Annotated in this window: 12 protein-coding genes and 2 pseudogenes; 6 read left to right on the top strand and 8 right to left on the bottom strand. The window is 50.7% G+C overall.

The window, feature by feature from the left end:
- Positions 1-124: 124 nt before the first annotated feature.
- The 5 genes and pseudogenes from ACEVJL_RS16040 to ACEVJL_RS16020 form a co-directional block, all read left to right on the top strand.
- Positions 125-649 (top strand): hypothetical protein, encoded by a 525-nt coding sequence (locus ACEVJL_RS16040; RefSeq protein WP_374738404.1) that lies wholly within the window; start codon positions 125-127, stop codon positions 647-649.
- A gap of 357 nt (positions 650-1,006) precedes the next feature.
- Complete coding sequence (locus tag ACEVJL_RS16035; protein ID WP_101691728.1) at positions 1,007-1,252, top strand: hypothetical protein; 246 nt, start codon at positions 1,007-1,009, stop codon at positions 1,250-1,252.
- 13 nt (positions 1,253-1,265) lie between these two features.
- Complete coding sequence (locus tag ACEVJL_RS16030) at positions 1,266-1,670, top strand: hypothetical protein (protein WP_101692050.1); 405 nt, start codon at positions 1,266-1,268, stop codon at positions 1,668-1,670.
- Positions 1,671-1,673: 3 nt separating this feature from the next.
- Entirely contained in the window at positions 1,674-3,104 is a 1,431-nt protein-coding gene (mobP3, locus tag ACEVJL_RS16025; RefSeq protein WP_374738403.1) for a MobP3 family relaxase, read from the top strand.
- Between the two features lie 100 nt (positions 3,105-3,204).
- A pseudogene (locus ACEVJL_RS16020) lies at positions 3,205-3,444 on the top strand (type II toxin-antitoxin system RelE/ParE family toxin); the annotation flags it as partial.
- Positions 3,445-3,972: 528 nt separating this feature from the next.
- Here the strand turns inward: ACEVJL_RS16020 and rbr are convergent.
- The 3 genes from rbr to ACEVJL_RS16005 are packed head-to-tail and all read right to left on the bottom strand — an operon-like array spanning position 3,973 to position 7,568.
- Positions 3,973-5,157, bottom strand: a complete 1,185-nt coding sequence (gene rbr / locus ACEVJL_RS16015; protein ID WP_302667768.1) for a rubrerythrin — start codon at positions 5,155-5,157, stop codon at positions 3,973-3,975.
- Between the two features lie 3 nt (positions 5,158-5,160).
- Positions 5,161-7,185, bottom strand: a complete 2,025-nt coding sequence (locus ACEVJL_RS16010) for a [FeFe] hydrogenase, group A (RefSeq protein ID WP_287878932.1) — start codon at positions 7,183-7,185, stop codon at positions 5,161-5,163.
- Positions 7,186-7,190: 5 nt separating this feature from the next.
- Positions 7,191-7,568, bottom strand: coding sequence for a Fur family transcriptional regulator (locus tag ACEVJL_RS16005; RefSeq protein ID WP_287878880.1), 378 nt, complete (start codon positions 7,566-7,568; stop codon positions 7,191-7,193).
- Positions 7,569-7,893: 325 nt separating this feature from the next.
- On the opposite strand from ACEVJL_RS16005, the gene ACEVJL_RS16000 reads away from it, so the two are divergent.
- Positions 7,894-8,100 carry an AlbA family DNA-binding domain-containing protein gene (locus ACEVJL_RS16000; protein WP_287878882.1) on the top strand — a complete coding sequence of 69 codons (207 nt, stop codon included), beginning with the start codon at positions 7,894-7,896 and terminating at the stop codon, positions 8,098-8,100.
- Between the two features lie 442 nt (positions 8,101-8,542).
- On the opposite strand, the gene ACEVJL_RS15995 is transcribed toward ACEVJL_RS16000, so the two are convergent.
- From ACEVJL_RS15995 to ACEVJL_RS15975, 5 genes and pseudogenes are all read right to left on the bottom strand, one after another.
- On the bottom strand, positions 8,543-8,896 hold the full coding sequence (locus ACEVJL_RS15995) for a hypothetical protein (RefSeq protein WP_374738401.1): 354 nt from the start codon (positions 8,894-8,896) through the stop codon (positions 8,543-8,545).
- Positions 8,897-8,918: 22 nt separating this feature from the next.
- Positions 8,919-9,347, bottom strand: a pseudogene (locus ACEVJL_RS15990) (Y-family DNA polymerase); the annotation flags it as partial.
- A gap of 67 nt (positions 9,348-9,414) precedes the next feature.
- On the bottom strand, positions 9,415-9,729 hold the full coding sequence (locus ACEVJL_RS15985) for a carboxylate--amine ligase (protein WP_287878885.1): 315 nt from the start codon (positions 9,727-9,729) through the stop codon (positions 9,415-9,417).
- A gap of 28 nt (positions 9,730-9,757) precedes the next feature.
- The gene (locus tag ACEVJL_RS15980) at positions 9,758-10,270 is read right to left on the bottom strand and encodes an ImmA/IrrE family metallo-endopeptidase (protein WP_302667770.1); all 513 of its coding nucleotides are present in this window, start codon (positions 10,268-10,270) and stop codon (positions 9,758-9,760) included.
- A 67-nt stretch (positions 10,271-10,337) separates the two neighbouring features.
- A complete protein-coding gene (locus ACEVJL_RS15975) occupies positions 10,338-10,751 on the bottom strand; it encodes a helix-turn-helix domain-containing protein (RefSeq protein ID WP_130870524.1) in 414 nt (137 codons plus the stop codon).
- Positions 10,752-10,787 lie beyond the last annotated feature (36 nt).

Genomic DNA, 10,787 nt, shown 5'->3' with positions numbered 1-10,787 from the left:
CTGGCCCAAGGTGATTACTGTCAGACCATTTACTCTCCCATTCTAACAGCTTCAGCTTTGAGATGGAAAAAGACGCGGCTGGCTGCCGCGCCTTAAACCGTAACTATATTGTAGGAGGTGAAAGATGTTGATCGATCGCAACAGCAAAAATGAATTCGTGCTCAACTGCTTCCGGGAACTCCTGGATGACGGTGAGCCACATCGATACCGCGAGATCATCGACTATGTGCGTGAACAGGCCAAAGGAACGCAGTACGCAGGAACCATTGAACAGAACAACCTTGTGTTGCCTATCAGTAAAAAACTTGAAGATCCTGCGTTCCCCTATGCACGAGTGAGTCATAGCATCTACCAAAAGACAGAACAGTCTCCTGTGCAGCAGGAATCGGTTGGTTGCCACACTCCCTCTGCCTATGATCTGTTGGACATCCTGTTTGTTGTGCAGCGTCAGATGGAAGTGATTCACAAAACGCAACAAGAGGAGTTCTCCTCAAGCAAAACATTGGAGAACTCTTTCCAAGTTGTGTCTGATCACTTAGAAACGCTGCTCGACAGTATGTCCATGTGGATTGCCGACATGGAAGATATGACGCAGGTCCCCCTTCAGGAGCATGAAAACGAGGATTTGACGGGAATGCAGATGGGGTGAATGCTGGGCACCTGATAACGGCCCCGTGTGGGCCGCTGTGAGGCCCTGTGTGCCCTCCTATGGGTGGGGGTAGACCACCTACCCCAATCGGGAAGGTTAGCCCTCATTTGAGGGCTTTTTCCACCAGGGGACGGAGGACGAAAAAAAAGCAGGCAGAAAGAGCCGGGGTCGTGAACGCCCCGGCTCTCTCACTTCTGCCCGCAGTGCGGGCAGTTCCGGGCTTTTCCCATCGGGGTTGTTAAAGCGAAAATAACACGCCATAGGGGTTGCGAATCCCCGCAAGCCCCGCCGTTTCAGGCTTTTGGGCGGGGTTGATAGCGGACCTGACATGAATTTGATTGAAAAGGAGGTCCAAAGATGAGAAGCGCAAAAGCGACTGAAGGGTTCCCGTATGACAGCAACCGTATCTGCTACATCGAATTATTTCCAACCGGCGAGATCAACCAACTCGTCACATATGGTGAAAAATTTAAAGGATACATGCGTGCCAAGCAGGGTACCAGCAAACTCTTTGCAGTGTGGCCTGGTCATTGGCGCAGTGATCTGTTCATCATTGATGACCTGGAAGCGTTTCGCATTGGTCAAAGATTACTGAGAGTATGAGGTGAACTACGACGTGAGTTACACAAAGAAAAAATTCGCTCTCTGGCTGACACCGGGAACAAAAGAACTGGTGGAACGCTGCTATCAGCTTGACAATTCCCAGAGTCAGAGCGAATTCATTGAACGAGCCATTCAGTTCTACACTGGTTATCTGGAGGCCGAGCAAGACGGAACATACCTTCCGGTCACCTTGTCTGCTGTGCTGGAAGGATCACTGGGTGCTCTGGGAGATCGTCTTGGGAAACTGCTGTTCAAGATGTCGGTGGAGATGTCCATGATGATGCACCTTATGGCACACGACACTGACGCCACTCTGGATGAACTGGAGCAACTGCGCGGCCGATGTGTAAAGGATGTGATGCGTACCCATGGCATGATTAGTTTCAAGGAGATCTTCCGATTCCAAAAGAGGTTGTAAGTCATGCCGAAACTGGTGCAGAAGTGTGGTTACATCCGCGCAGGCAGTGCGGCGAAATACATGAAGTACATTGCCACTCGAGAGGGTGTGGAGAAACTGCATGGCCGCGGCCCTGTCACACAACCACAGAAAGAAATCATTGAGAAACTGCTCAAGGACTTTCCGGACACCAAGGAACTGTTCGAGTACAGTGACTACTGCGCCTGTCCTTCCTTTGGCAAAGCCTCCGAGTTTATCACCATGGCACTGGATTCCAACGTTCACACTATGGAGACTGGAGATGGCTATCTCAAATACATCGCCACCCGTCCTCGCGTGGAGAAACGTGGCGATCATGGACTGTTCAGTGACTCATATGATGTATCGCTCAAAGATACAATGGCTGAAGTAGCGAAACACGAAGGGCCTGTCTGGACGGTCATTCTTTCTCTGCGGCGTGAAGATGCGTCAGCTCTTGGATACGACAGTGCTGAGAGTTGGCGCACTCTTCTCTTGCAGCATAAGACTCGGCTGGCACAGGCTATGAAGATCCCAGTGGATGACTTCCGATGGTGTGCGGCCTTTCACGATGAAGGGTACCACCCACATGTACACATGATGGTGTGGTCCGCAGATGAAAAACATGGTTACCTGAACAAAGCGGGTATTGCGGCTATGCGATCTGCGCTCACCAATACGATCTTCCGGGATGAGATGCACAATCTCTATGTGAAAAAGGATCTGGCCTATGAGGATCTGGTAAACCAGTCCCGCTCCGCAATGACGGAGTTTATCTCTCGAATGGAAACCTCTGCGTTAGAGAGTGATTCGCTAGCCGAGAAAATGGTGGAGTTGGCCAATGCCCTGGGCAGCGTAAAAGGGAAAAAGCAGTATGGATACCTGCCCAAAAGAGTAAAGGAACTGGTAGATGCGATTACCGATGAGTTGGCACTGCAGCCGGATGTGGCTGCCTGTTATCAGGTCTGGAATGACCTGCGCGATGAGTTGGAAAGGTACTACAAGGATAAACCACGCATCCATAATCCTCTCTCCAAGCAAAAGGAATTCAAGGCAATCAAAAATTCCATTATCCGTGAGGCTGAACATCTTCGTTTGGAGCTGGAACAACAGGAGATCAATTCCGCCAGCCCGGAGCAGAAGAAAGAGTCAGAAAAAGATGAACCAACCGCATCACCGGAAAAGACGGATACCGCTCAACAGCAATATAAGTCACAGCCAATGAACCATCACAACCCGGCAGTAATGGTGACAGTGACTCGACTGCTCTATCATATGGGACGGATTTTTCGAGATAATGGAATGGCGCCTGCCAGTCCGTTGGGCCTTCGAATGGATTCCAAGCGCAGGAAAAAGTTGATGGCTAAGCGACTTGCCCTTGGTCATAAGGCGGATGATCATGAGGAACAGAACTGGCAGAATGGTCCGTCGATGTAAAGGAAAGGAGGTACTATGGCACAGTAGCCTACCCTCTAAAGACTTGGCAAAGGTGATCCGGGATATTGAGCTTCTGGCGTAATATGCTCCCGACTTACATGAGCCCTATACAAAACATATTGATGGGCCGATTTGGGAGCTGCGCTCGAAATTTTCCAGCAACATCTATCGTATCTTCTATTTCATCTGGGATGGGAATAAGCTGGTACTGCTTCACGGCTTTACGAAGAAACCCCAAAAAACACCGCCGGCTGAAATTGCGATTGCAAAGAAGCGATGGAGGATTATCAAAGCCGGACACAATAAATATGCCCAACACAAAAAGGAGGCCGCATCATAAATGGAAGCTTCATATTGTCACCATTGTTATGTCATGATGGAGCCTTTTGATGTTCAACCTTTATATTTGATATGTAGTATAACTCAGATGAGACGGGATAGCATTTACCGGTATAATGAAAGATTGTAAAATTAGTTCCTTCTCCACTCCCAAAAGATTGCTGAACACGAGATGAATTATATGTGATTTTGTCAAAACCAATATTCTTTATTAATTCACAAATATATTGGTATAACAAACAGTCGTTTTTTTCGTGAAAAGGGGTTTGAAAAACATCAGTTAAGTCTAAGACAAACTGCTGAAACCATTTTGTGTCGCTATATCAAAGATAAGGGCCTTTGAAAATCCGCAGATAATCAAAGACCCTTGTTTCTCACTTTTGAGAGAAGAGATCGTTGACGAAAGCATATGCCGCCTCGAAGGCATACCACTTGCCTTGTCAGGCCTCGTTCAGATGCCAGCAGGGACTGAACGTGTCACGGCGTACATTTAACTTTGATCCCGCAGCATTCCCAATGTTCTATGGAATCAATAGTTGTCACTGTGAATTTCAAAGAAGCTCTTGGAGTACAGGCAGGTGGGACACACCTCCGGGGCGGCAGTGCCCACTACAATGTGACCGCAGTTGCGGCACTCCCACACCTTGACCTCGCTCTTTTCAAAGACCTGAGCCGTCTCCACATTGTGCAGCAGGGCACGATAGCGCTCCTCGTGGCGCTTCTCGATGGCGGCTACCAAACGGAACTTGGCGGCAAGCTCCGGGAACCCCTCCTCTTCGGCGGTTTTGGCAAAGCCGTCGTACATATCGGTCCACTCGTAGTTTTCACCCTCAGCGGCGTGGAGCAGGTTCTCGGCAGTGCTTCCCACACCATGCAGCTCCTCAAACCACAGCTTTGCATGGGCCTTCTCGTTCTCGGCGGTCTTCAGGAACAGCTCTGCAATCTGCTCATAGCCCTCGTTCTGAGCCACGGAGGAGAAATAGGTGTACTTGTTCCGGGCCTGGGACTCTCCGGCAAAGGCCGCTTCCAGATTCTTCTCGGTCTGGGTGCCGGCGTACTTGTTCGTACTCTTGACGGGAGCTTCCTCGATCAGTTCAAAGGCGGAGGCGGGCTGCTTGCAGACGGGGCAGAACTCCGGGGCGCTGTCGCCTTCGTGAATATAGCCGCAGACTTTACATTTCCACTTCTTCATACTCTTTTTTTCTCCTTCTGATATGGGTTCATTACAAGGAATGCGTTCCAACAGTTCTTTTGCTGCCTCCACAGGGAAATCGGAGGCGGGCGGCGCGTCCACAAAATTCTGCAGCAGCTGATGGGCGTTAGCGCTCTGAGAAAGCATATACCCGGCCTCCCGGAGCAGGTCCTCATTGACCAGGCGGACGGATTTTTCCGCGGCTTTCATCAGACGGTACAGACCATCCTTGTCTGTCTGCTCCGCCAGCTGCCGGGCAATGTTCTCCTGATCTGCCTTATTTCCGGCCATATGGTTGGCTTCAGTCACCACATTCTGAGCTTTCTTCTGCTGGGGCGGATATTCCGTAGGGACCATGGAGATGGCGCCGCTGGGACAGGCATCAGCACATATGCCGCAGCCCAGACATTTGTCCACATCAATGATGCTGTTCTCCGTGTCGGTTGCGCCGGTAGGACATACATACAGGCACAGACAGTCCTTGGTGCATAACCGCAGATTCCGTACTGCAACTTGCTTCATGGTTTAGCCTCTCCCTTCTATTTTTTCAAATTTCCATGCCGGCACCTTGCAGACCGGGCAGAGCTGGGGAGCACTGTCACCCACATAGATAAATCCGCAGACCGTGCAGACCCACACTTGGGTGTCTTTCAAAAAGGCCTCCCCATCCTTTTGGTAGCGGTTCAGCAGAGACTCCAGCATCCGGGTGACCTTTTCTCCCCAGACACAGATCCGCTGGGTTCCCCGGTCACCGGCGGCCACGGCTGCGCCATTCAACCCGGGATAGCCCTCACTGAGATCCTGCCGGATCAGCTCCAACAGCTTGTCCAGGCTGGGATCGGCCACCGGAGACTGGGCAGCGGACAGATAGTCCGCAATCTCCCGGAACAGGGCGGCCTCCCGCTCTTTATACTGCTTTTCACAGCCCCGAGCCAGGTTGGAGCAGACGGCAGACAACTCCCCGGCGGACAGCTGTCTCATCTCGTCCATCTGATGGATGGGGGCTGGCTGTGTTTTGGTCTCAACGGAGGACTGCTGGGGGGCGAAAGCGCTCTTGTCGGCACCGCACAGGGGACACACCCAGCTCTCCGGCAGTGTTTCAAAGACAGTGCCCTCCTTTGCCTCATCATAGATGTAACCGCAGATTCCACAGACCCATTTTTTCACAGAATCTCCTCCCTTCTGATGGATCAGTTCGTTTCGATCCTGGTAGGTGGTGTGAAGCATCTGTTCGGCCAGCGGGCTGAGGGGCTGTCCGTAGAAGGCTTCGTAGACCTCTTTGATTTCAGGATTTTCATGGCTGGTACGAAGGGTCATGGCGCCGTCCCGCTGATAGAGCGCGGCAATGCGGCTCTTGCGGACCTCGTCGGCATTTTTCATGAGATTCTTTGGCTGTCCGCCGCCGCCAATGCAGCCGCCGGGGCAGGCCATGACCTCCACAAAATGGTACTGCTTTCCGCTTTCCTCCATCCGCCGGAGGAAGGCGCGGGCATTGGCGGTGCCGTAAACCACGGCCACTTGCAGCGTCAGCTCCCCAATTTCCACCTGGGCCTCCCGCACCCCATCATAGCCCCGAACCGGGCTGAGGTGAAGCAAAGACTCCGGAGCGCGCTGACCGGAGAGATACTCATAGGCTGTGCGCAAAGCGGCCTCCATTACCCCACCGGTGTTGCCGAAGATGACGCCCGCACCGGAGGCCTTGCCCATCAGGGAATCGTAGGCAGAATCCTCCAGGGCGTCCCAGTCAATTTCCATAGCCTTGGCCCACCGGGCCAGCTCCCTCGTGGTGATGACTTGGTCGGTGTCCCGTATTCCCTCCACACCGTGGTAGTCAGCGGCGGCGTGCAGCTCCTCCCGCCGGATTTCAAACTTTTTGGCGGTGCAGGGGGTCAGAGCCACATGGACGATCTGCCCGGAGTCCAGCCCCATCTTTTGGGCAAAGTAGGTCTTCACCGTAGGCCCCTGCATCCCGATGGGGCTTTTGGCAGTGGACAGGTGCGGCAGCAGTTCGGGGAAATAAATCTCAGCGAAATGCACCCAGCCGGGACAGCAGCTGGTAAACTGGGGCAGAGGCCGATCCTGTTCCGTAATGCGGCGGATCAGCTCGCTGGCCTCCTCCACAATGGTCAGGTCTGCGGCAAAGTTGGTGTCCAGCACATAGTCTACCCCCAGAGCCCGGAGTAAAGCCACCATTTTTCCCTCCACAAAGGCGCCGGGCTCCAGACCGAACTCTTCGCCAAGCGAGGCACGGACGGCGGGGGACGTGCTGACCACCACCACCTTGTCTGGGTCGGCAATGGCCTTTTGCACCTGGGAGGTTTCATCCCGCTCGGTGATGCTGTCCACTGGGCAGACATTGGCACACTGACCACAGTAGATGCAGATAGCCTTTCCTCCGGTTTGTTCCAGCGTGTAAGTGCCGTGTACCCCCATCAGGTTGGTACAGGCCTCTTTGCACATACCACAGCGAATACACTTTTCTTCCCAACGAACAATACTTGGATTATCATTCTCGATGGGGACACGAATCGATAAAGGCAAATGGTTCAGTTTCCTCACATTCCTTTCTTTCCAATTTTCTTTCTGCAGTCCTCACATAGATACGTCAATTTCAGATCATAGGACAAAATAGAGATCCCCGCCTTTTGCTCCAGCTGCGCGGTCAGATCTCCCAGGTCAATGTCCAGCAGTTTGCCGCAGCTTTTGCACACCAGATGGTCGTGGCGCTGGATCCGGTCGTACCGGTCCGGCATTCCCTCTACCGACACCTTGCGGATCAGGCCATCCTCCCACAGCCGATTGAGGTTGTTGTATACAGAGGCCAGCACAACCGAGGGATAGGTTCGACGAAGCACGTAAAAAATTTCCTCAGCCGTCATATGACTGTGAGAGGAACTCACAATCTCTAAAATTTTCTTTCCATACTTCGTCATAGCACCCAACACCAATTTAGAATGATTCTAAAAATATTATATTGGTTTTTGAAGTTCCGTCAAGCGGCAAATCCTCCAAAATAGGCAGGTCTATTTTGGACAGAAAACTGACCCAGAAGACACAGCAGGAACAGTTGGGGCTTCTCCTTACACTCGCAGCAATGAAATTATAGCTGTCACCGCAGTATCCGTGTGCTCCGACGCTGTCTGTGATCAAATATATGGTCAAAAAGCCCTTCTTAACCAGGTACGGCATCCGCTGCCGCCTGTCCAGAAGGGCTCTTTTTCATGTTCAGGTTTGGGGCATTGTACCTATGCAGAGGCCGTGGGAGATATCTGCAAAGAAGTCATTGCCTTTGCTAATACAAAAGACGGCACGCTGTATATTGGCGTCAGCAACGATGGAAATGCCTCGGGGATCAAAAACGCCGACCAAGTCATTTTGCATCTAAACAAGTGGTATGGCGGTGTGGATTTTCTTGCTTTTGGTAGAAAAGATACAGATGTACTTCGGTTCAAAAACCGGATATGACAGGCAAGTTCTATCTCTTTCCGGCAATACAGAATGCGGACAGCTTGTCATGGAAGATGTTTCTATGTAGAGGGCGTGTTTGGAATATTTCCGTGTTTGGGATTGCAAGAAATGGAGAAAAAGGGTAGAGAAAAACCGATGCTTTTTGCTGGTGTTTGATGCTCTTTCGCTCTGTTTGGCAGTGTTTGGTCCGGCGTGTGGGGTTCGAATGTCTGGGAATGCAGTCCCAAAGCAAGCGCGCTACCAACTGCGCTACACCCAGATATCCTCAGTATTATAGCAGGAGTTCGGATATCTGTCCAGCCCATTGGTAATGTTACAGGTAGAATATTTGAGGGTATTCATGATCTGCCCACCTCTACCTGACTCTACGCAACCATATCCTTATAGATGGCTACATTTTACTGAATTGTTGAGCCTTCATGGTTGACATAGGAGAGAATTACAGAAGGCCTTGAAAGCAGTCTCCTTTTATATCGGCAATGTCATCCAGCGGAATCTTTTTCCCATCTGTCATCACCAGAAGACGCTCATAGAGGTCAACCCGTTTTAGGTTTCCGATAAGGATGGCATAGGAACCACCAGGCTTTTTCTCGTCTGGAATAAAGAAGGTAACGCTTATCTCCGGTCTATCAGCGATTATCTCTTGGAGATACTGCAGCTTTCTGTCCAGCAGATCTTGGCCTTCATCTCCAAGCTCCACCCTATTATCTGTCAGGCGCCCAGCTTCTTTGACGGCATCATCATAACCACTGAGAGCAGCAAAAGGAGAGAACTGTGCAGCTCGATCCAACATAGACATCTGTGGCCTTGTCTCATTCATCAATGGAATATACGATGATATCTTCTGGAGCAATGTATTTCAGATAGATGCTGTAGATGCGTGTGCTGTACTCCATGTAGTAAGCCATACGCGGTGGCGCAATCAGATAGTCAATCTCCAGTCCCAGTGTAGCATTTAATTCAGAGAGAAGGCAAGACTTTCCAGAAAAACGGTGCCCAGGCGCATCGTGAAGCCGACCGCGGTTGGCCTCCTTCACCTGCTGGACCACCTCAAACAGCCGAGCGCGACCAGAGATCCCATATGCCTTTAAGGACGGCGTAACAGCAAGGCAAATGGTCTTATCGGTACGGCTCTCGTCGGCAACCACCAAGTTGGTGTCCAGAGGATCGAGACCTCTCTCCCGGCACTCGACGGAGGCATAGAAGCTCTTTAGGTCAATTGCGATATAAGACCTTTGCTTCATGCTAAGATCGCCTCCTCTAGATTCTCACTATTTAACGCCAAAACAATCCTAGATAGGGGATGTAATATTATTTCTCAAGTTCGTATTCCTCAATAATACCGTAGTCGATCAGAATGTTTTTGTCCGCATGAGTGGGATAAACAATACCTGTCATCTCATAGTCGTATCTCCGCACACGACGAAATTCCTTAACTGGCTCCGGGGCAAAAGCTGCGGTTTCATAATTCGCATATTCAGGCGTTCCCGCCAGATCATCGGATACCGCACGAATTAGGGCATCTGTAACTGCCTCCAGATTCATGCCATACTCCACGGCAACCAGCTCATGCCTACGGATGTCTTTATCTAAATTTCCAAAAGAACGGTACAACTTGTATTTCATGGAGAAATCCTTCCTAGTAGCACTACTGCTACTGCCGCAAAAAATCACTTCTATGATTCACCGGACGTAAATCGTATCCGAGTTCCGTCAGGTGTGCTATTTTTAAGGCGACCAGGTTAATGTCTGTATCCATTGCCCTTGCGATTTGCTCAGCAGAATAGTGATAGGTATAGATATAGTCCAGCAGCTCCTCATTGTCTATCATAATTTCGGCAGCAACAATGTTTGCCTCATATTCTGGCCGCGTGGTCATGTCATAAAGCATAAATTCGTGCAGACTGTTTGCCTGCGCCAGCTTCCGATGGAGCTGATCGTGTCCAAGCTCATGGGCACAGACAATGCGGAGCATTCTATCACCCAGATCCTTATTCAAAAAAATAAAGCGATTTCGTTTGATGACGCGGTACATTCCCTTCAGAGAGCCAAAATCCTCACATAGAAGAACAGAAATCCCCAACTCTCTTGCAATCTGGAAAGGATCGCGTGTTCCGAAGCGCCGCACCAGGGATGCGCCGACTTTGGAGAGCATTTTACTGGTCATGAAGCCCACCTCCGTCTTGCGGATATTCATCATTATTATCTCACAGCATAGGTCCCACAGATTGGACTTACTCCTCCTGCTGGCGATATTTTTTTGGCGTAAATTTCTTATTCCGCTCCTTGGCCATCCAATAGGCATCGTTGAGGGCACGCATCGCACCCTCAAGTGCATCTTCAGAAAGTTGGCCGCCGGCAAACAAGCCAGTCACCTCACTGACCAACTCATCGATGTCCCGCGCCGCTTTTGCACCGCCCTTCTGATATGCTTCCACCGAATAGATATCCGGACTGGTGAGAAGGTAATCTGCAGTTGTACCAAGGACGGTAGCTAAATCACCAATCACCTTCATGTTGCCAGGTTTCCTGGAACCCATCTCATAATTCTGAATCGTCCGCGTTGTTACAGAAACTTTTTCTGCAAGTTCTGCCTGTGTTAAACCAGCCTCAAGCCGTTTTTCTTTCAGACGTTCTTTAAACCCCATAAAGGCACCTCTTTCTATTTCTCTGCCATTAGGACG

Origin of the sequence: Flintibacter porci (assembly GCF_041925195.1) — a bacterium.
Lineage (GTDB): Bacteria > Bacillota > Clostridia > Oscillospirales > Oscillospiraceae > Lawsonibacter > Lawsonibacter porci.
The sequence above is the reverse complement of the archived record's forward strand: the minus strand, read 5'-3'. Positions and strand labels throughout refer to the sequence as shown.